The sequence below is a fragment of the Lewinella sp. 4G2 genome (genome assembly GCF_001625015.1).
Taxonomy (GTDB): domain Bacteria; phylum Bacteroidota; class Bacteroidia; order Chitinophagales; family Saprospiraceae; genus Neolewinella.
On record NZ_LVWJ02000019.1, the window covers coordinates 18740 to 39266 of the forward strand.

At 55.7% G+C, this 20527-nt stretch carries 15 protein-coding genes and 1 pseudogene; 9 read left to right on the forward strand and 7 right to left on the reverse strand.

The window, feature by feature from the left end:
• Window positions 1-222: 222 nt before the first annotated feature.
• Together A3850_RS17120 and A3850_RS17125 are read right to left on the reverse strand one after the other, a co-directional pair.
• Window positions 223-2061 carry a bifunctional isocitrate dehydrogenase kinase/phosphatase gene (locus A3850_RS17120; RefSeq protein ID WP_068219968.1) on the reverse strand — a complete coding sequence of 613 codons (1839 nt, stop codon included), beginning with the start codon at window positions 2059-2061 and terminating at the stop codon, window positions 223-225.
• A gap of 105 nt (window positions 2062-2166) precedes the next feature.
• Window positions 2167-2976 carry a mechanosensitive ion channel family protein gene (locus A3850_RS17125; RefSeq protein ID WP_068219971.1) on the reverse strand — a complete coding sequence of 270 codons (810 nt, stop codon included), beginning with the start codon at window positions 2974-2976 and terminating at the stop codon, window positions 2167-2169.
• Window positions 2977-3283: 307 nt separating this feature from the next.
• Here A3850_RS17125 and A3850_RS17130 point away from each other — a divergent pair, with 307 nt between their 5' ends.
• Window positions 3284-3778, forward strand: coding sequence for a regulatory protein RecX (locus tag A3850_RS17130; RefSeq protein ID WP_068219975.1), 495 nt, complete (start codon window positions 3284-3286; stop codon window positions 3776-3778).
• Window positions 3779-3852: 74 nt separating this feature from the next.
• On the opposite strand, the gene A3850_RS17135 is transcribed toward A3850_RS17130, so the two are convergent.
• A complete protein-coding gene (locus A3850_RS17135; RefSeq protein ID WP_068219978.1) occupies window positions 3853-4896 on the reverse strand; it encodes an isoaspartyl peptidase/L-asparaginase family protein in 1044 nt (347 codons plus the stop codon).
• A 187-nt stretch (window positions 4897-5083) separates the two neighbouring features.
• Between A3850_RS17135 and A3850_RS20635 the strand changes: the two are divergent.
• The 3 genes and pseudogenes from A3850_RS20635 to A3850_RS17150 all read left to right on the forward strand — a co-directional run bounded on the left by A3850_RS20635 (window position 5084) and on the right by A3850_RS17150 (window position 7184).
• Window positions 5084-6022, forward strand: a pseudogene (locus A3850_RS20635) (DnaJ C-terminal domain-containing protein).
• A gap of 5 nt (window positions 6023-6027) precedes the next feature.
• Window positions 6028-6297, forward strand: a complete 270-nt coding sequence (locus tag A3850_RS17145) for a chaperone modulator CbpM (RefSeq protein ID WP_068219982.1) — start codon at window positions 6028-6030, stop codon at window positions 6295-6297.
• 71 nt (window positions 6298-6368) lie between these two features.
• Window positions 6369-7184, forward strand: coding sequence for a DUF3667 domain-containing protein (locus A3850_RS17150; protein ID WP_068219984.1), 816 nt, complete (start codon window positions 6369-6371; stop codon window positions 7182-7184).
• Here the strand turns inward: A3850_RS17150 and A3850_RS17155 are convergent, their stop codons facing one another.
• The gene (locus tag A3850_RS17155; protein ID WP_068219987.1) at window positions 7185-7994 is read right to left on the reverse strand and encodes a PIG-L deacetylase family protein; all 810 of its coding nucleotides are present in this window, start codon (window positions 7992-7994) and stop codon (window positions 7185-7187) included. It abuts the gene before it with no gap.
• A 670-nt stretch (window positions 7995-8664) separates the two neighbouring features.
• Here A3850_RS17155 and A3850_RS17160 point away from each other — a divergent pair.
• The 4 genes from A3850_RS17160 to A3850_RS17175 are packed head-to-tail and all read left to right on the forward strand — an operon-like array spanning window position 8665 to window position 13650.
• Entirely contained in the window at window positions 8665-9855 is a 1191-nt protein-coding gene (locus tag A3850_RS17160; RefSeq protein ID WP_068219990.1) for an efflux RND transporter periplasmic adaptor subunit, read from the forward strand.
• Window positions 9856-9860: 5 nt separating this feature from the next.
• The gene (locus A3850_RS17165; RefSeq protein ID WP_068219992.1) at window positions 9861-10562 is read left to right on the forward strand and encodes an ABC transporter ATP-binding protein; all 702 of its coding nucleotides are present in this window, start codon (window positions 9861-9863) and stop codon (window positions 10560-10562) included.
• A gap of 57 nt (window positions 10563-10619) precedes the next feature.
• Window positions 10620-10970 carry a PadR family transcriptional regulator gene (locus A3850_RS17170; RefSeq protein ID WP_068219995.1) on the forward strand — a complete coding sequence of 117 codons (351 nt, stop codon included), beginning with the start codon at window positions 10620-10622 and terminating at the stop codon, window positions 10968-10970.
• A gap of 10 nt (window positions 10971-10980) precedes the next feature.
• Window positions 10981-13650, forward strand: a complete 2670-nt coding sequence (locus A3850_RS17175; protein WP_068219998.1) for an ABC transporter permease — start codon at window positions 10981-10983, stop codon at window positions 13648-13650.
• A 448-nt stretch (window positions 13651-14098) separates the two neighbouring features.
• Here A3850_RS17175 and A3850_RS17180 read toward each other — a convergent pair whose 3' ends face one another.
• From A3850_RS17180 to A3850_RS17190, 3 genes are all read right to left on the reverse strand, one after another.
• Window positions 14099-14836, reverse strand: coding sequence for an STAS/SEC14 domain-containing protein (locus tag A3850_RS17180; RefSeq protein WP_068220002.1), 738 nt, complete (start codon window positions 14834-14836; stop codon window positions 14099-14101).
• A 137-nt stretch (window positions 14837-14973) separates the two neighbouring features.
• Entirely contained in the window at window positions 14974-16323 is a 1350-nt protein-coding gene (locus tag A3850_RS17185) for an NAD(P)/FAD-dependent oxidoreductase (RefSeq protein ID WP_068220005.1), read from the reverse strand.
• A gap of 251 nt (window positions 16324-16574) precedes the next feature.
• Window positions 16575-18455: a PPC domain-containing protein gene (locus tag A3850_RS17190; RefSeq protein WP_157501412.1), complete on the reverse strand. Its 1881-nt coding sequence runs from the start codon at window positions 18453-18455 to the stop codon at window positions 16575-16577.
• 532 nt (window positions 18456-18987) lie between these two features.
• Between A3850_RS17190 and A3850_RS17195 the strand changes: the two genes are divergently transcribed.
• Window positions 18988-20439, forward strand: coding sequence for a Gfo/Idh/MocA family protein (locus A3850_RS17195; RefSeq protein ID WP_068220010.1), 1452 nt, complete (start codon window positions 18988-18990; stop codon window positions 20437-20439).
• The last annotated feature ends 88 nt before the right edge of the window (window positions 20440-20527 follow it).

The window sequence follows — 20527 nt, forward strand, 5'->3', positions numbered from 1 at the left end:
ACGGCCATTTTCTCCCGGAGGGAGAAGCCAGTTAGCCTAGGGTCAAGGAGGCCGCAGGCTGAACGACCCTAGGTTTTCGTTACGATTTCCGGGATTTCGTTACAACCTCCAGATTCCAACGCCTAACCCCGGAGGGGTTCACCTCGTAGCCCGGGGTTAACGGCGTAGCCGTCTCGCCCCGGGTTTTCGATCGTTGGGTGTACGTATTTACCAAATTCAAAATCACCCCACCCCAAACCGAAAATCCGTCCTATAAGGGAACACATCCATGATCTCCCCCGCCAGCAGACGGGATTTAATGTCGTTCCAGAAATCGGCGTCAAAGATCTCGCCGTGGCGGCCCCGGAGGTAGGTCAGGTTGGGGCCGGAGCGCATGAGGAAACCGGGAAACTCTTCGGGGAAAATATCCTTCGGCCCCACGTAGTACCAGGGGTGGCTGGCCATTTCTTCTTCGTACGTCCGCGCTTCGGGGATGTGGCGGAAGTTGCAGTCCGTCACCAATTCGATCTCATCGTAGTCGTAGAAAACAACGCGGTTCACGCGCGTAACGCCGAAGTTCTTCAGCAGCAGGTCGCCGGGGAAGATGTTGGCGCAGGCAAGTTGTTTGATGGCGCGGCCGTAGTCGCGCAGGGCCTTTTTGGCCATTTTTTCGTCCGCCGTTTCCAGGTAGATGTTCAGTGGCGTCATCTTCTTCTCCACGTAGACGTGGCTGATCAGGACGGCATCCCCATCAATTTTCACCTTACTCGGGGCGGTGCTTTGGAGTTCGGCGAGGCACTCCATTTCGAAGCGCTCCAACGGCAAACTGAGTTGCTGGAAGAGGTAGCTATCGGCCATCCGCCCCACCCGGTCGTGGCGTTTTACGAGGTCGTATTTTTCCTTCACCGTCGCCTCCGTTACCTGCTTGGGGGGCGCAAATTTGTCGCGGATGATCTTGAATACCATATTCATCCGGGGCATCGTAAATACGTACATGACCATTCCGGCGATGCCGGGTGCCGTCCCAAAGTTCTCCGCTGGCCCCATCCCATTTGTTGGCACCTGCGGCAGCGCCCTTTGTTCCTGAACTGGCGCTGTTCCCGATTCAATGCGAGACGAATTGGGCGCTGTCGCGGGTGCGATGGAAGTGGGTTTGGCCGTGCGCCGAAAGTGGCGGCGGAGCTCCCGGTAAAAGACCGTCTTGCCGTGCTTTTCGAAGCCGATGGCGTTGTAGAGCTCGCTGATCGCCTTGGTCGGCATGAAGGTTTGCAGGAAATCCACCATGTCGCTGGGGACCGTGATGTCCGCCAGAAAGTAGGAGCGGTGATAGGAAAAAATGGAGGTGACCTGGTCCGCCTCGAGCAGCAGTGCGTCCACGAAAATTCCCCGCTCCGCCGTGTGCAGTAAGGGTAAAATGAAGGGGTATAGCCGCCCCTCCCGCCGGTACCGCCCGACGATGTAGGCGGATTTATTGCGGTAAAAAACGGAGCTGAGGATCTCCAATGTATCGTACGGCGTGAGGTGGCCAAAGTCCGCCGCCAACTCCGCCCAGCGCTCGGCTACCCGACGGGCGTCGCGCTCCTTATCCTCCCAGGGTGCATTGAACTGCGTGGTTTCCAGTACCTGCGTGACGACCTCGAGCGCCGTGTGGTCCCCCAACTTGAACTCGCGGCTGATGCGGGACATCCCCTTAAACTCCCGGTAATCACTCGTCCGGGAAACAAACATCAACGCCGGGTCCGCCCCCACCGAATGGAAGTGGCGGTAGACGCTGTTATAAAAGGTCTCCGCAATATTGCGGGTGTTGAAGTGGGCAATGTCCTCCCCGTAAGCTTCCTTGACGAGCGCCCAAAAATCGGGTGCCGCCCAGGTATCCCCGAGCAGGTCGGAGATCTTCCGCGTCGTCTCGCCAACGATGTCGCGGTAGAGGTTGATCCGCGTCCGCGCGTCCGCCTGAATACCGTGCCAATCCCGTTCCTCAAAACGAATGCGCGCGCCCTTCGTGATGATCTTGAACCGGTAGTAGTAATCGAGGTAACCCATCAGGAATTGGTGGGAGACTTCGTAGTGGCGGAGGTGCATTATTAGTCTGTAGTCTGTAGTCTGTAGTCTTTAGTCTGTAGTCTTTAGTCTTTAGTCTGTAGTCTGTAGTCGACCGTCTGCAGACTACAGACTATAGACTATAGACTATTTACTAATGTGTACATCCATTTGCGGATAAGGAATCCCAATGTTCGCTGCATCGAACGACTTCTTGATCTGCTCCGTGATGTGGAAATAGGCGGGCCAGTAGTTGTCATTGGTCGTCCAGACGCGGACGGCGAAATCTACGCTGGAATCGTTGAGGGTTTTGACGAAGATGTCGGCGGGGCGGGTTTGGTCCACCATCTCCGCGCCGGCGATGACTTGCTTGATGACGGAGCGGGCCTGATCAATATCGTCGTCGTAGCCGATGCCGAAGGTCATGTCCACGCGGCGGATGCCCTGGGCGGTCATGTTCTGGATGGCGTTGCCCATCACGTTACCGTTGGGGATGATGACGAGCCGGTTATCCAAGGTCGTGAGAATCGTGTTAAACACTTGAATTTCCTTTACGGTACCGGTGTAGCCGTCCGCCGTCACGAAATCACCCACCCGGAAGGGGCGGAAGGTGAGCAGGAGGATACCGCTCGCGAAGTGCCCCAGGTTCCCCTGCAAAGCCAGGCCAACCGCCAGCGAAAGCGCGGAGAGGATAGCGATGAAGGACGTCGTTTCCACCCCGAACATCCCCGCCACGGAGAGGATGAGTAGGATCTTCATGCCAATCCCCAAAAAGCTGGTGATGAAGCCGGAAACGCTGTAGTCAAAATTCTTGGTGACGAGGATCGATTTCAACTTATCGATGGCCCAGTTGATCAACTTAAAACCAATAATGAGGATCGCCAGGCCGGCGAATACCTTGAAGCCGATTTCGAGAAATACGGGCTCGTAATCGTCCCACATTTTTTGTAAGTCCATGGTGTTTTTCTTTTGCTTACGAAGGTATTAAAGTTGGCAACAAAAGACTTACGGTTTGGGAATTTAGCTTCGGAGGTGATTTTTTGGTGCTTTAGCTTCGGTGCTACTTCGTAGCGGTGCTCTTTTTCGCAAAGAAGAATAAGGCGGAAGAGAGGATTAAGAGGAGAAGAATAGTGGCCTGCCCTTGCCCGTGTTTGTGTGTTTCACACGCTGAGCCCGCCACAAGCAGTATAAATCTCTGTGTGTCTAAAGCAACATTTTAACTACTTTTTGTTTTACCTTTGCCAGGCTCATTCAAACAAAACCCGTGTACTACAAGCCGAAGCAGGCCCCGAAAGTCGTTTATACCCGCGAGCAAGCCCTGGAGGCGTTGCAGCACTACTGCGCGTATCAGGATCGCTGCCACCAGGAGGCCCGGCAAAAGCTTCGCGAACTCCGCTGTTTCGGCCACGAAGCCGAGGAGGTGATCTGTGACCTGATCGCAGAAAAGTACCTCGACGACGAACGCTTCGCCCGCTCTTTCGCCCGCGGCAAATTCAAGATCAAACGCTGGGGCCGCATGAAAATCACCCGCGAGCTCAAGCAACGCGACATCTCCGCCTACTGCATTAAAAAAGGACTCTCGGAGATCGAAGAAGAAGACTACCTCAAAACCCTCGAAGACGAACTACTACGCCGCGACCGCGCCGAAAAACCCGGCCTCCACCCCTACCTCAAACGCCGGAAATTGGCGGATTATATGTTCCAGCGGGGGTATGAGAGTTACTTGACTTGGGAGTGTATTAATCGGTTGGAGCTTTAGTAGCGTAGTCGGGTAGTCGGGTAGTGCACTACGCTACTACCCGACTACCCGACTACGATACTAAAGACTGCAGACTACAGACTAAAAAACTCCACCTCTCTAACTCCCCCACTCTTCAAATACCCCCGGTACATCCCCGGCGTATTAAAGGGCATGGCCACGTTACCGTTCTTATCCAGCGCGATCAGGCCACCGGTGCCCCCTTTTTCTACCAGCGTTTTGTGGATCACTGCGTTGGCGGCTTCTTCGACCGTCGCGCCGCCGTAGGCCATGCGCGCGTGTACGTCGTAGGCCACGGCGTAGCGGATGAAGTACTCGCCCCAGCCGGTGCAACTCACGCCGCAGGTGGCGTTGTCCGCGTAAGTGCCGGCGCCGATGATGGGGCTGTCGCCGAGTCGGTTGAAGCGTTTGTTGGTCATTCCTCCGGTGGAGGTGCCGGCGGCAAGATTCCCAGATTTATCGAGGGCGACGCAGCCGACGGTGCCGTGTTTCTTGTCCACGTCGATTGGCTTGTCTTCGTTTTCTTGTTCGGTCTTCTCCCCTTCGAGGGCGCGCTGCAAGCTCTGGTAGCGGCCTTCGGTGTAGAAGTACTTGGGGTCCACGCTTTCCAGGCCGGCGGCGATGGCGAAGTCGTTCGCGCCCTTCCCGGAGAGCAGTACGTGTTCCGATTTTTCCAGCACGGCCCGGGCGGCGGAGATGGGGTGTTTGATGGTCGTCACGCCCCCGACGGCGCCGGCGTTCTGGTCGTGGCCGGTCATAAAACTGGCGTCCATTTCGTTGATTCCGGCGTTGGTAAATACAGCGCCTTTTCCGGCGTTGAAGTACTCGCTGTCTTCCATGATCCAGATCGTGGCTTCCACGGCGTCGGCTGCGGTCCCTCCGGCGGCGAGGATCTTTTCGCCGGCGTCCATCGCCGCATTCATCGCTGCTTTGATGGCTTTTTCTTTCTCCGGCGTCATGTTTTCTGGCAAGATTGTGCCGGCTCCGCCGTGGATGACGAGGGCGTATTCGGGGCGGTCTGCGTCCGTAGTAGCAGTCATTTCAGCTGACGTGGTTGGGGCGCTGTCGCAGGTGCAAAGGAGGAGGGCGAGCAGGGTGAGGATGGGGAGGGAGCGCATGTTGGGAGGATTTGGGGGAAGATAGGGAGCGTTTGGTTTAGGACGGCTGCGCCTTTAAAACGCTGCGCTTTAGAACGGCTTCGCCTTTGGGACGCTTCGCTTTGGTTGAATTCCAATTATGGAGAGGTGAAGTGGCCGATAAAATTGAACCAAACTTTCCGCCGGCCCATCCCGTAATAAAATGACTATGGCAGCATTTATCGATTACTACCAGACCCTGGGCGTTCCGAAAGACGCCGACCAGAAGGCCATCAAAAAAGCGTTCCGCAAACTGGCGCGGAAATACCACCCGGACCTCAACGAAGGCAACGCGGAGGCGGAGCAGAAATTCAAGGCCGTCAACGAAGCCAATGCGGTACTCTCCGACCCGGAAAAGCGGAAGAAGTACGATAAGTACGGCAAGGATTAGGAACACGCCGAGCAATTCGAAAAAGCTGGCTACGGTGGTGGCGCCGGCGGCGGCAACCCCTTTGGTAGCGGAAATCCCTTTGGCGGCGGTGGCCAACGCTACACCTATTCCACCGGCGGTGGTGGCGACGAAGACTTCTCCGAATTCTTCAGCCAAATGTTTGGCGGTGGCGGTGGAGCGGGCTTTGGCGGTGGCCGTCGCCGCACCTCTTTCAAGGGGCAGGACCTTGAGGCGACCCTCCGCGTCCGTATGGAGGATATCCTCAAGAGTGAAAAGCAAGTCCTGACGGTTAACGGCAAGCAACTACGGATCACTATTCCCGCCGGGGTCGAGGACGGGCAGCGTATCCGCCTTCGCGGCCAGGGTGGCCCTGGCCCGGAAGGCGGCACGGCCGGCGATCTCTACATCACCTTCGAAGTCATTACTCCTCCGGAGTACCGACGTGAAGGAGCGGACCTGTACAAGACCGTCGCCGTCCCCGTAGCAACGATGGTCCTTGGCGGCAAGTTGGAGGTGACTACCCCCACGGGTAAAGTGATGATCCCAGTTGCCGAATTGACGCAAAACGGAAAGCGGGTCCGCCTCAAAGGCAAGGGCCTCCCCGTCTACAAAAAGGAGGCTTCCGGCGACCTCTACGTCGACCTCGAAGCCCAGCTCCCCACTAGCCTGACCGATGAGCAACGGAAGGCGTACCAACAACTCAATGACCTAAATTAATCGCCATGCAAGACGGTGTCAGCTACATCACGGTGCAGCAATTTTGCGCCTTCCACCAGTGCGAAGTCATCATCCTCAACGAATTTGTGGACCATGGCATTTTCGAACTCCAGACTCAGGGTGAGGCTCAGGTCATTCCCGAACCCCAACTACCCCGTATCGAGCGCGCGCTGCGTTTGTACCGAGATCTCGGAGTTAATGCGGCGGGGATTGATATTATTTTGGGCTTGTTGGATCGGTTGGAGGGGCGTGGTCCCCTGGTAGAAGATTTTTAGGAGGCGATTGCTAATGCGAAACGTTCTTAAGGCGAAGCAATCCTAACGGCGAAGCTTATATTTATCCAACCATGCGCCCCGCCCCACCCCCAAACCATACCCTCCCGCCGGATACCCACTGCCTCAATTGCCGGAGGGAACTCACCGGTAAGTTCTGCGCCAATTGCGGGCAACGCGCCACCACCAAGCGCTTCAGCCTGAAGACGCTTTGGGACGGGCAATTCATCGAGGATGTCCTTCAACTCAACCGGGGGCTCGGGCGCACCGTGGTCGATCTCTTCTACCGCCCGGGTTACCTGGCGCTGGACTACATCGGCGGCCACCGCAAGAAATACTTCAACTTCCTGGCGCTCTTGCTCCTCACTTTGGGGATAGACTTGCTGCTACGCTCCTACGCAACGGTTCCGCTCGACTTTATCCTGGCCAAACGTTTCGCCATCCAGATGCCCATCCCGGAAGAGTCGGAGGCCCTCGATGCGGTACTCCGGCGCAGTTATCGGGTGGTGATTTTCGCCATTTTGGCCTTCGTCACTTTTCTGCAATGGCTCATTTATTGGCGCAAGCCTTTCAATTTCTGGGAGCACTTCGTGGGCATTTGTTTCCTGTTTGCCATGCAGAACGTCTTCAGTATTTTGGGTGGCATCCTGCCTTTGTTCCCACTTTCCCGTGAGGTATTGGCCTTTAACTACCAAGCGAATTCAGCACTGATCACGGCGATGACCTTCGTTTACTTCTGGCAGTTCAGTACCCGGCTCTACCGCTCCTTCTTCGGCCGCTTGTGGCGCGTCTACCTACTGTGGATGTTCACCGTTACGCTTGCGGCGCTCATCCTGGCCGGCGTGGTCAACTTCGCCATTGGCATTTACGATCCGGCAGGTCTGAACTAATCAAAACCCCTCCCGAATTTCCCCCGATAGCACCACCCGCCGCAAAAATATCCGCTTATCGGTATTGGCGCGTTCCACCGCAATCCAATTTTCCATGGCCTGCGGGGAAAACTGACTAACGTGGCAACGGATGGAATTGTAATACGCCTCCGCGTCATCCTCCCCAAAAGTGATCCGCGTATCCAGGTACCGCTCGTCCGTGTAATTTAAATTCCAATCGCCGTAGCGTTCGGCCTGCTTCGGGGTATAGCTGAAGTAGTAGAGTTCGGGCAGAAACCCCAGTTTACCACTCAGCAGAAGTTCGGTAGTCACGTCACCGGTCAGCCGATGGTCGGGGTGCCCGCTGTCCCCCTCCGGCCCGAAGGTGATGACCACGTCCGGCCGCAGGGAATCCAACACGCGCTCGAGACTATTCTCCATCTTGATCAACTCAACGAAGTAGGCGTCCATACTCTCGTTATTCCCCAACATATCCTTCCCATCCAGCTGGATCACCGGTTCCAATCCCAACGCTTCGGCGGAGCAGATCAATTCCTCGTGCCGCACCGCCACCAAACTATCTCCGGCGGGAATTTTCGCGTGGTCGGTCACCCCGTACCGCCCGTCCGTGGTAGTGATCAGGTGCACTTTCGTCCCCATCGCCGCGTACTTGGCCAGTATGGGCGCCACGGTAGTTTCGTCGTCCGGGTGGGCAAAAACAGCCGCAATCACCTCCGGTCCCTCAGTCATCTCAACGGCCGGTTTATCCGCCTCCGAGCATCCACACACTCCAATTAACAACCATCCAATCAGGTATAAATACCGCTGCATACGCCAAGTCATTTACTCCGGAAGATAATAGGAATCTGGGCGCTGCCGCAGGTGCCAGGTAAATGGGCAAGCAAACAAGACCAACTCTCCGGAACGACCGTAGGTTTTCATAAATCCCCAGAGATGCCTCCGGCGGTTGCCAGGGAGAAAGAAGAGCAGGTAGAGGAACCGAGTACCCATCCCCAACCCCGGAGGGGTTCACCTAGTAGCCCGGGGTTAACGGCCCAGCCGTTTCGCCTCGGGATGGATGACCAAGTCTCCCGGAGGGAGACGCCAGTTAGCCTAGGGTCAAGGAGGCCGTAGGCCGAACGACCCTAGGTTTTCGTTAATCCCTCCCAACCCCGGAGGGGTTCACCTAGTAGCCCGGGGTTAACGGCCCAGCCGTCTCGCCCCAGGATATTGTTAAACCCCAAAGGCGAAGCCGTCCAAAAGGCGAAGCCGTTCTAAAGCGAAGCGTCCCAAAGGCGAAGCCGTCCCAAAGCGCAGCGTTCTAAAGCGAAGCGTTCCGAAGGCGAAGCCGTCCCAAAGCGAAGTGTCCCAAAGCGAAGCGTCCCAAAAAAAATACCCCACCCACAAAACTTTCCCTACCTAACACCGTTAGGCATACTACCTAACAACAACAGGTATGGACACCCCAGTACAATCAACCCAGCACAGGCTACCCTACATCATGATCATCGTAATCATGGTAGCCATTGCGATTGGTTACTACCTCAGTCGCCCGGCCACCCTACGCATCGACGGTAACCAATTGCGGGTACACACCGTCGAGAAAAACGCCTTCTACGAGTACATCAACCTCGACGGCCGCATCGAACCCGCCACCACTTACGTGATCGATAGCAAGATCGCCGGAAACGTCGAGCAAGTCTACGCCAGCTCTGGGCAAACCGTGCAGCGGGGAGACACCCTACTGCGCATCGGTAATGCCGACCTAGAGTTGGAGGTCATGCAACGCGAAAGCCAGTTAATCGAACAACTCAATGCCCAACGGCAAACGCGGCTACTCCTCAATCAGAACGACTTCAACCGCCGCGAACAGCTCGTCGAGGTCAACTATCAATTAGCACTCCAAACCAAACAGTACAACCGCGATCGTGGCCTCCTTGCCGACGGCCTCATCGCGATGGCTGACTACGAACCCAGCGCCAATCGCTACGCCTACTTTCAGCGACGACGGGAACTCCTCACTGCGTCCCTACGCGCCGACAGTACCGCTCGCGAACGCCAACTCCGCCAAATAAATTCCTTTGAAGACCGCATCCTGACCAACCTGATTGCCGTACGGGCCATCCTCGACCGCCTCTACCTGCGCGCCGCTGTGGACGGTCGCTTGAGCAACTTCGACGTCAACACGGGCCAAGCGATCACGAGCGGGCAACGATTAGGGGAGATATACGGTCTCGAAAACCCAAATCTCACCGCCGAAGTCGATGAATATTATCTGGATAAAATCACCGCGGGGCAACCAGGCGTCATTGCCGGGCGCAACGACAGTCTGAAAATCGAGGTCACCAAGATCTACCCCGACGTAAATGGCGGCCGTTTTCGTATCGACGCCCGGTTCACTAATGGGGCCGTATCGCCTGGCCAATTCGTGAAGGGGCAGACCCTTCGTTTCCGTCTCCTCTTCGGCGAGGAACGCGCCTCCGTCTTACTCGCCAGCGGCCCATTCTACGGTGATACCGGGGGGCACTGGGTGTATCGGCTGGCAAAGGATGGGGCGGACCGAATTCCCATCCGGCTCGGGCGCTCCAACCCCAATTACTATGAAGTCCTTGAAGGCCTTTCACCCGGCGATCGGGTAATCGTATCCACTTACGATGGCTTCGCGGAATACGACCACATCACCATCAACTAATACCAATGTCCAATCCCAAAAGCCACCCGGTAGCCGAGCTTCGTGGCATCTTCAAATACCACTACACCCGCGATCTGAAAACGGCCGCCCTCAATGGTATTGATCTCCGCATCGATGAGGGTGAATTCGTCGCCATCACGGGCCCTTCCGGCAGTGGTAAGTCAACTCTGCTGAATGTATTGGGCTTGATCGATGACGCATCAAAGGGCACTTATCTATTCCGTGGGCAGGATGTCACTAAGCTTTCCCGCAACGGGCGGGGCCGCCTGCGCAAGGAAGGTATGGGCTTCATTTTTCAGAGTTTTAACCTCATCGATTCCCTCACGGCTGCCGAAAACGTTGAGCTTCCGTTGATCTATCAAAAAGTCGCTCCGGCTGAACGTGAACGCCGTGTCAATGACGCCTTGGCTGAATTGGAGATCAACCACCGCGCCAACCACTATCCCAACCAACTTTCCGGTGGCCAGCAGCAACGCGTCGCCATTGCCCGGGCAATCGTCACCCGGCCAGACATCATTCTGGCCGACGAGCCCACGGGCAACCTCGACTCCGAAAACTCCCGTGTCGTCATGCAAAAATTGACTGCCTTTCACCGGGCGGGCGCCACCATCGTCATGGTCACCCACTCACCCGAGGATGCCGCCTACGCAAGCCGGACGGTCAAGCTATTTGATGGCATGGAACTGATAGCTGAGAAACAGCGCTGAGCAGCAACTGCCCAATCTCCTTATCAATCCTGACTACACCCTTTTAAAACACATACCATGGCCAATAAACAACTCGTCGCCGCCTCCACTAAACCACTCGTCCTCTCCATCCTCTCCCACGGGCGCAACTACGGCTACCGCATCATTAAAGAAATCGAGCGTCTCTCCGATGGCGAACTGCAGTGGACGGATGCCATGCTCTACCCAGTTATGAAACGAATGCAAAACGACGGCCTCATCACCGCCCAGTGGGTGGAGACCGAGAACGGCCGCAAACGCAAGTACTACGAGATCACGGAGGCCGGCAAGGAATGGCTTCAACAAGAGCGGTCCGCCTGGTTAAAAGTCAACCGTGCCCTCGCCCGCCTTTGGGCCGGTGGCCAGGATCTCGAACTAACCGTCGGATAAATCAATTTTCATGGACTTTAATTTAGAGCAGGCCCTACGGGAGTGGCGCCGCCAGATCGTGGCAACCCAAGCTCCGGAAGTGGAAGATTTAATGGAGCTTGAGTCGGGCCTATTGGACCGTTACGACGAAAACCTCATCAACGGTTTAACCCCCGCAGATGCTTTCGCTGCGGCCGCCGGTCGCGTCAGTCAATTTGATGCGGAGGCTACACCGCAACTGGTGCACGGCGGACCTAATTGGTCCTTATTCGGCAATTTCTTCAAGGTAGCCAGCCGTAACCTCCGTCGACGCTGGTGGTACAACCTGACGAACTATTTTGTCCTCACGGTCGGGATCATTACCGCTGTAGTTGCGGTACTTTATCTGAATTACGAGACCAGCTACGACACCCACCTGCCGGAGGGTGACCGCAAGTATCGAGTGGGAATGAATCTCCGGGCGCAAGGCTACAGCATGATCGGCTTTGCCAGCTATAACGGAACGGATGCCGCCGGGCAGCTACGGCAAGTAGATGGGCTCAGAAATATCGCTGGCGTGGATGCCGTTGCGCAATTCATAACATTTCCCGACGCACAGTTGGCTACGCTAGCAGACCGGAAGCTACCCCTCGAAAACCTACTTCAAACCAATACTCCAGCCGACTTTCTCACCTACTTCAACGTGCCCGTCATCGCCGGAGCGGTTGGTGAATTTACCAATCATATCAACACTGTGCTATTAACGGAATCCACCGCTAAGCGCTACTACGGCTCATCTTATGCCACTACGGATTTTACGAAAGAGGTGTTGCGCATCGATACCATCAATTACGCTGTGGCGGGCATCATAGCCGATCCAGCACCACGGCTACATTTTTCATACTCCGCCATCATCCACCAGCCAAAATTGGACTACTGGGGTGGACGGCCCTACGTAGAACTGGCTCCAGGTACTGACGCCAAGGAAGTCCGCAAGCGCATCGATGCAAACTTTGCCAGCATCAATACCCGTCTGGCGGAAGATGAATTGTTTGGCGGGGTCATCCTGCAGCCCATCACCTCCATCCACCTTGGTTCCGATCTTCTCTACGAGCTCAAGCCACCGGGTGACGTGCGCTACCTCTATATCATCGGCATTATTGCGGTGATCATTCTCCTCCTCACCGTCAGCAACTACACTAATCTGTCGATCATCATGAACGCCGGGCGGGCGCGGGAGATTGGAATGCGCAAAGTATTCGGTGCTTCCGGCGGCCAGGTAGCAGGGCAATTTCTACTGGAAGCTACCCTCCTCAGCACCCTCACGCTACCGGTAGTGCTGCTCGGTTTGTGGTACCTGATCCCACGTTTCAATCTGCTGATGGGTGTAGAACTCTCGCGGGATTTTGTTAGCTCCCCCGCGCTTATCATCACATTGCTGGGCCTTACCCTTACTATTGGTCTGTTAGCCGGCGCTTACCCGGCGTTCAATTTGGCGCGGACGCAGGTGCAAGGGTTGTTTGGACGTGGAAGCGCGGGTGAAGCCCGGGGCCGCCTAACGAGCCGGAAGGTGATCGTTACCCTTCAATTCGCCCTCCTGATCGGATTAGGTAGTTTGACGCTCTTCGTCAACCGCCAGCTCACCTACATTCAGGACAAGGATTTAGGGTACCGAAAAGAAAATGTGATGTACGTGAGCCTCAACGCGGATAGCAGCCGCTTCGCCACCTTCCGCAACGAAGTGCTCCGTATCCCCGGCGTCACCGAAGTTGGTAGCGGCACGCCGATGGGCCTGGAGCCCTTCAATCAGACCACCTACAAACTCAGCGGCACCGACCAGGTGTACGATGACGCGCACAACGTATACATGGATTATCGGGGCTTAGGCCAGATGAACATCCGGACCTCTATCCCAGAATATATTTCCGATCCGGACCAGGCCCCAAACCGCCTGGTCCTCATTAATCGGACGATGGCCGACCGGCTCAAAAATCGTTTCGGCCTCACCGATGCAGAACTCGTGGGCCAAACCATCATTCAGGAACCCGAATACATTAACGAAGAAACGGGTGAAGTAGGCTTCCCCTACGTCGTCGGTGGCACCTTTGAGGACCTCCACCTTTTCAGTCTCCGCGAATCAATCGACCCAATGTTTCTATCGGTATATCGCGAGCCCCGCTACGTCTACACGGCCTTCATTGGCTATGAGGGGTCTGCCAGAGAAGCAGTAGCATCCGCCGTGAAAGATAGGTATGATGAACTTGGTCTGAACCGGTATTTCACCGCTTCCTTCCTGGAAGATGACCTCATGAAACTTTACCAGGATGAACGCCGTATTTCCACCCTTTGCAATTACTTCAGCCTGCTCGCCATCATCATGGCCATTATCGGCCTGGTAGCGATGACGGCCTACCTCACCACGCTCCGGCAGAAGGAAATTGGCGTCAGAAAAATACTGGGCGCCAGCAACTGGCACATCCTCGGAAAATTCAACTTAGAATACCTTCCCCTCCTACTAGTCGCCCTCGTCCTCGCCGTTCCCCTGACGTGGTGGGGCGTCACCCGCTGGCTAGAAGGCTTCGCCTACCGGATTTCGGTGAATCCTGCAATTTTCATCGCCGCTGCTATCCTGGTAGCTTTGGTAAGTGCCCTGGCCATCAGCCTCGTAGCTTACCGGGCCGCCGTAGCCGTCCCCGCCCGCGTACTCAGCCACGGCGAATAAATCTAAAACTCGTCTCTTCTTATCTCAAAAGATGCCTCCGGCGGTTGCCAGGGAGAAAGAAGAGCAGGTAGAGGAACCGAGTACCCATCCCCAACCCCGGAGGGGTTCACCTAGTAGCCCGGGGTTAACGGCCCAGCCGTTTCGCCTCGGGATGGATGACCATGTCTCCCGGAGGGAGACGCCAGTTAGCCTAGGGTCAAGGAGGCCGTAGGCCGAACGACCCTAGGTTTTCGTTAATCCCACCTAACCCCGAAGGGGTTCACCTTGTAGCCCGGGGTTAACGGCGCAGCCGTCTCGCCTCGGGATGGATGACCAAGTCTCCCGGAGGGAGACGCCAGTTAGCCTAGGGTCAAGAAGGCCGCAGGCCGAACGACCCTAGGTTTTCGTTATTTCTCCAAAGGCGCAGCCGTCCCACAAAACCCCGCACCCGCGTCAGCGCCAAAAACCCCTACCCCAACCAAGCCACCGCCCGCTTCCGCTCCGCCGTAGAAAACGCCGACAACTCAAGCCCGGGCGTAAGCAAATCCCCCAATTTCACGGTTGTCTTCAGCCAGGATTGGTTCCCAATCAGCGCAATCCGCTCCACGTTCTTGTAATTCTTGATGCCGCTTTTGATATCCTCAATCAACTGCTGACCGGAGAAGCCGGCGTCGACGACCTCCAGTAAAATGCGGGCCTGACCGTACATGCGCGCCTGGGCTTCGATGAGGAGATTGATGCGGTCATAATCCTGCGGCGTCATCTTGCCGATGATGGCGAGGCCGAGCACCTGGGGCTCACCGAGGTCGATCTCTTTGAGGCCCTGGGAAGGATCTTCCACCGGGTCCAGCCGCAACCAATCGTGGGCCAGTTCGCCTTCGGACAGGCGGAAAGTCTTCACGTCGATCCCCGGCGTCAACCACTCGAGGCCACCGGTAAGGGACGCCAGCCAGCCGTGGTCCGTAAGGATGGCGTACTTCTCGATCTTATCCCAAAGGTCCTTTTTCGTCTTGAGGGTGCTCCAGAAAGCCTGCAGGCTCTGGAATCCACCGACGGATTTGATGTTGCCGAGCAAGCGGATCTTCTGGTGGGTCAGCACCTTCGCCTCTACGGCCATGAGGAACTTTTCCATGCCGGCTTCGTCCACCTCACCGTCGAGGGTAAAACCAAGCATATTGGGCTGCGAGAGGGGGAAAACGGAGATCATAAGTTGTGCTTTAGCTACGGTGCAAGTAACGTTAATCGTCGCAGATTGGATGAATGCAGCTCCCAGCAATCGATGAACGTACGGATTGGTTGGACCAATACCACGGAAGAGCTAATCTTGGCGGGAAGTCCGCGAGTTTATGCTTGCCCCTGGGTTGTTTTCGCAAAGATTTTGTTGTCCTCCCCCTTTGGCGGCAAGTGCGGCTTAATAATGAGGCGCAGCGACTGGTTGTAGTTAATGTAATTCGTCACCCAATTCAGGAAAACGAAGACTTTATTCCGCGTCCCCAAAATCGCAAAGAGGTGGACGACCAGCCAGAGGAACCAGGCCACAAAACCGCCCAGGTGCAGCTCCGGTTTAGGGATGTCCACCACCGCTTTGGCCCGGCCGATGGTGGCCATGCTGCCCTTATCGTTGTAGGAAAACGGCTGTGGTTCCTTCCCCTCCCGCAAACGCAATTTGAAATTCTTGGCCAGGTTCGTCCCCATCTGGATGGCTACCTGGGCGACCTGAGGGTGGCCCTTCGGGAAGTCCTCCTCCTCCATGTAAGCGACGTCGCCAATGGCGTAGATATCCTCCGTACCCTGAACGCGGTGGAAGCGGTCGACGGCCAAGCGATTCCCGTAAGTCACGGCTCCTTCCGGGAGACCGGGGATGGGGTTCCCCTTGATGCCCGCCGCCCAGATCATCTTTTGGGCGGGGATGGTAGAACCATCCTTGAGGTGCACGAGCTTACCGTCAAAATCCGTCACCCGGCTGTTGAGAAGGACCTTGACGCCAAGATCCCGTAAATTCTTGAGGGCCCGGGCACTGCTCTCGTCGCTGAACCCCTTTAGAACGACGTCACCGGATTGGATGAGGTAGATATCCACCTCCGCTTCGACGTCCAATTCGGGATAATCCTTGGGTAGGACGTGGGTTTTCATCTCCGCCAGCGAACCGGCCAGCTCCACCCCGGTCGGGCCACCACCGACGATGACGATGTCGACGAGTTCCTGGCGTAGGTCGTACCCTGGCGTGGTGAGCGCGTCTTCGTAATCATCCAGGATGTGGTTGCGGATGTACAGGGCTTCCGAAACCGACTTCATCGGAATGGCGTGGCGGCGGATGTTCTCGTTGCCGAAGAAGTTTGTATCCGCCCCCGTAGCAATGATAAGGTGGTCGTAATTGCAGTGGCCGAGGGGCGTTTGCAGCATCTTTTTCTCCGCGTCGAGAGAGGTCACTTCGGTCACCCGGATGAAGATATTCTTCTGCCGTTGGAACAGTTTTCGGAAGGGAAAAACGATGCTACTCGGCTCTAAACCCGCCATGGCCACCTGGTAAAAAAGGGGCTGAAACTGGTGGTAATTGTTCTTGTCAATCAAAACCACCTGGTAATCCTGCCGGCTCAATTTGCGCGCCATTTGCAGTCCACCAAAGCCGCCACCAATGATGACGATGCGTTCCCGGTGGGATTCAGGGATGTTGATTTTGGTGGTTGGGTCCATACCTGAAGATAGGTCTTGGCCTGGCAAAAGGTTTAGGTAGGAACACTCATTTATCCGCGTAATTCAAGTAGGCGAAATAGCCGTTGAATCAAGTATCTATAAAACGTAGGGTAATTGTACGCCCAACCTGAATTGTGTGTTGCGTTTCAATGAGTTAGAGGGATGGCCCCGTTTTAGTCAGAAAAAAGGGTACTACCCAAATAAATGTGTAGTACCCTTCAATATCATAATTGCTAAAGCCTGTAGAGACACTAGTTACCCGCGGGCGGGCTTGCTTCTACAATCTTTAATTGAATGAGCTTCGTACCAAAGTTAACCGTTTCCGGGTAGGTACCGCTTTCTACAATGATGGTACGCGCCACGCCTTCCGGCACTGCAGCAACGGCTGCACTGATGGTAGAGTAGTAGCGCCCAGTTTCCATTACCAAGACGGGCCCGGAAGTAGTATTTGGCAGGGTCTGTGGTTGGTTACGGTCGATGGGTTCTCCTAGGTAAAGTTGGTAGTTGCCAAATTCGTCATCATCCTCACCGTGCACGACAATGTAGTAGGTGGTGCCCTCAGTAAAATCAAAACTGAGCTCAGAAAACTCTACGATTGAAAACACCTCCTCTACTCCGGCAATGCACGTCAAACTATTACAATCCGTACCCTCGTAAACGGTGAGTGCGGTGTAGTAATCCGTGAATTGATCGACCAGACTGGCAACGGCCGTCCCCGAGGTAGTTGGCTGAAAACGGTACCAGGCATCAGGGGCATCGTTATCGTCCGCGTCTTCACAATCGGTAAGGGCTGCGCTGGCCGTGGCTCCAAAGGTGCTACCCCTCACCGTTGAATTATAGGTAATGTCCGAGGCAGATGCGCAGTCATCATTCATGGGTACTTCTGCCCGATTTAGCGTCAGCTCGTAGTTTCCGCTTACATCCTCATCAAAGGGAATCACTACAAAGTAGTAAGTCACTCCCTGAGTCGCCGTGAAGTCGATTCTCGAGTAGTAGTTGTTACCGTAGTCGTCATTATCATCCTCGCAGGTTGGATTAGCGCAATCCCCGGAAAGCAAGATCAACTGAGTGTCGAAGGTAGTGTAGAGGCTATTGGTAGTGATGTTGTATTCCGCATTATCGGGCGCGGTAAAGGCGTACCAGTGGTCGTTACCCTCCCCCAGGTCATCACAGTCAATGTTCTCGGTTGGTGTAGCGGTAGCCGTACTGCCCCGGTAGCTTCCGGGGGTAATGACCGTAGCGCTAGCGCAGTCGTCATTCGTGGTGGGCGGATTTTGCTCCAGGGTAAAGACGAAGTTCCCGTAGCCGTCGGCAGCATCTGCGTGCAGGAGAATGGTGTATTTCGTTCCAGCAGTGGCATCCCATTCCGCGGTTGCGTCGTAATACTGCCCCCCATTGTAACTTCCACCATTGATGCAGGTGAGGTTTTCACAATCTCCGGAATAAACCGTTACCAGTTTTTCCAGTTGCCCAAATACCGACACGACTGTAGCTGAATAGCTGCCGCTTTCCGTAGGCGTAAATGTGTAGTAAATATCTGGCGAGTCACTCTCGTAAGCACTTCCGCAGGAGTCATAATCATCGGTGTGGGTACTCCCCTTCAGGGTGACGGAATAACTCCCTTCAGTAACTGCAATGGCACCCGAACAGTCATCATTCACTTGGTAGTCGAGGATCTCTACGCGGAGTTCAAATTCGTTCGGGGCGCTACCTCCGGCGACTTGGGCTACGTGGAGGTAGTAGTCATTACCCGCGGTCGCGTCCCACGCCAACAAGGTGTTATTGATGTAGTTAGGATCAAAACCAGAGTAGTCGAGTTCACAAGTCAGATTATCGCAATCAGGACCGGAAAAGAGGGAAAGTTGGTAGTCGTCCTCCTGCAAGTCCGTACCGATGAGGAAAATTAGCTGCTTGTCTGACGTAGGAGAAATCTTGTACCAAACTCCATCCTCATTGGGTAGCGAGACGCAATCCTGCAAAGCCTGATCAGAAGTGGCTCCAGTCAGGTCGCCCGTAATGACGGAGGTTTCGGTTAACACGATGGCCGCTGAGCAAGCGTCATTTGCCGGCGCTTGCGCTACGGCAAAAGCGGAAACGAGTAACCAGGTTACTCCCAATAATAAATATCTCATTGCAATTGATTTTTGACAGTAATTCAACCTAGAACTATGGGTGAGTTGAAGAACAAGTGTGTAGAAGCAAATACAAGGTACAACAAACTATCCTCCTCCAAAAAGTATCTCAGTTTTACCCATCTCATCTCATATCACTGTCCAGTATTGTGACTAGGACCAGCCAGCCGTCTCTATCTTCTCTGTCGCCTTAATCTCCTTTGCGCAACCAGCACGCAGTGCTATAAATGTAACGCCCCTTTTCCTTCTTTTCCTCCCTTGCCTTCTTGTCGAAAACGACCCACGTAGCGCCCCCCGCAAGTAATTATCGCAAAAAAGTTTAAGCAGATTAAGACGAATGAAATGTCTGGCCTGCCGCCTCTATCTTCTCTACCGCCTTAGTCTTCTCTGCGCAACCAGCGCGAAGCGCTATAAATGCAACACTCCTTTCCCCTCTTTTCCTCCTTTACCCCCTTGTCGAAAACACCCCCCAACACCCAACACCCACCATCCAAAAATTTCCGTAATTTGATTCCCCAATCAGCCAAGCATCATGCCAAAGAAATCCAACCAACGTTCCAGAAGAACCTTCCTGAAAACCGCCACCACCACCGCCGCCGCCTTCATGATCGTCCCCCGCCACGTCCTCGGCGGAAAGGGCTACGTAGCGCCGAGTGATACGGTCAACATTGCCGCCATCGGCTCCGGAGGAAAAGGAAAGGGTACCATCAACAACCTCCGCACCAAGGGGACAAACGTCAACTTTGTCGCTCTCTGTGACGTCGACGATCGCATGGCCGCCGACGCCCGGGAATGGTACCCCAACGCCAGCTACCACCGCGACTTCCGCAAGATGCTCGACGAGCGGGGGAAGGACATCGACGCCGTCATCATCTCTACGCCGGACCACACCCACGCCATCGCCGGCTTGGCCGCCATGGCGTTGGGGAAACACGTCTACATTGAAAAGCCGCTCGCCCACTCCATCGCCGAGGCCCGCGCCCTGACGGAAATGGCGCTCGCCAACCCCCAGCTCGTTACGCAAATGGGTAACCAGGGCGCCAGCGGGGAAGGCATCCGCCGCACCCAGGAAATGTACGAGGCCGGGTTGATCGGCGACGTCCACACTATTCGCGCCTTCACCAACCGGCCGGTTTGGCCCCAGGGTGGGAAATTACCCGTCGGCTCCACGCCCATCCCCAAGGAAATGGACTGGAACCTTTGGCTTGGCCCCGCCGCCATGCGGCCCCACCACGAGGATTACTATCCCTTCGCCTGGCGGGGATACTGGGACTTCGGCACCGGCGCCCTCGGCGATATGGGTTGCCACATCATCGATACGCCCTTCTACATCCTGGAGCTCGGGTACCCGGACTCCGCCGAAGCCAGCGTCGCCCAGTACTACTCCCAGAACTGGACGCCCGACTACAACCCCCACACCGCCCCGATGGCGGAAAAGATCATCATGAAGTTCCCCGCCCGCGGGAAATCCATCGAAGGCAACGGGCCAAAACCTCCCGTCAAACTGATCTGGACGGACGGCGGCATCCTCCCCGAACGGCCCGAAGAACTGGCCTCCGACGAAGCCATGGGCAGCGGCGGTGGCGGCATCATCCTCGAAGGCACCAAGGGTAAATTGATGACGGATACCTACGGCGATAACTCCCGCCTACTGCCCCTATCGCTCAACGAAGACCTCGAGGTAGCCAAAACCCTCCCCCGCGTGGAAACCTTCCACGAGCAGGACTGGATCAACGGCATCCTCCAGGGTTACCAACCGAGCTCCCACCTCGGCAAGGCGGGGCCGCTCACGGAAACCATTCTCATGGGCAACCTGGCGGTCCGGGGCTACAACCACCGCTTCCCCGATCCCAAATCAACGAAGGAGGACGCCTACACCGTCCCCGGCCGCACCCGTTTAGAATGGGATGGCCCGAACATGAAGGTCACGAACGTGGATGAGATGAATTACTTCGTCCAGAACCAGAAGGTGAGGGAGTTTTAGTCATTTACGGACCGAAACCAACATTGCGGGTGATTTTAACGTAACGGCTGAACTTGGCCGGGCATCAAACTGTACTTTTGCCCTAATG